Origin of the sequence: Pseudomonas sp. GCM10022186, from assembly GCF_042656385.1 — a bacterium.
Taxonomy (GTDB): Bacteria; Pseudomonadota; Gammaproteobacteria; order Pseudomonadales; family Pseudomonadaceae; genus Metapseudomonas.
Genome location: NZ_JBHSOU010000039.1, coordinates 6,843 through 7,571, shown reverse-complemented (window position 1 = coordinate 7,571; position 729 = coordinate 6,843). Strand labels below are relative to the sequence as shown.

Here is a 729-nt window from a genome sequence, read left to right as displayed (position 1 = left end):
CGCCAGACCGGCGCCGACATGAAGAGCAAGTACAAGGAAACCGCCCGCGGCGGCCTCGCCGTGAACATCATCGAATGTTGAACAAGCAGCGGGAAGCCGGAAGCCGGAAGCTTGAAGTGCACTCCGCTTCCAGCTTCAGGCTTCCAGCTTCCAGCTTCCAGCTTCCAGCTAATAGAAGGATTCCCGAATGTCTTTGGCAACAACCCCCCTGCATTCCCTGCACCTGGAACTCGGTGCCAAGATGGTTCCCTTCGCCGGCTACGCCATGCCGGTGCAGTACCCCCTCGGCGTGCTCAAGGAGCACCTGCACACCCGCGACCAGGCCGGCCTGTTCGACGTGTCGCACATGGGCCAGATCATCCTGCGCGGCGCGCACGCCGCCCGCGCCCTGGAAAGCCTGGTGCCGGTGGACATCCTCGACCTGCCGCTGGGCACCCAGCGCTACGCGCTGTTCACCGACGACAACGGCGGCATCCTCGACGACCTGATGGTCGCGCGCCTGGCCGCGGACGAACTGTTCCTGGTGGTCAACGCCGCCTGCAAGGCGCAGGACCTGGCCCACCTGCGGGCGAAGATCGGCGAGCAGTGCGCCATCGAATCGCTGTTCGAGAGCCGCGCGCTGCTGGCCCTGCAGGGGCCCAAGGCGGCCGCCGTGCTCGGCCGCCTGGCGCCGGAGGTGCAGGCCATGACCTTCATGCAGTTCCGCGCCGTGCGCCTGGACGGTGTCGC

The 729-nt window shown here is 66.9% G+C and carries 1 protein-coding gene and 1 pseudogene; both read left to right on the top strand.

The window, feature by feature from the left end:
- A partial coding sequence (locus tag ACFPU0_RS14695; protein WP_377693831.1) for a hypothetical protein occupies positions 1 to 81 on the top strand: 81 nt, incomplete at its 5' end.
- Between the two features lie 106 nt (positions 82 to 187).
- Positions 188 to 729, top strand: a pseudogene (gene gcvT, locus ACFPU0_RS14690) (glycine cleavage system aminomethyltransferase GcvT); the annotation flags it as partial.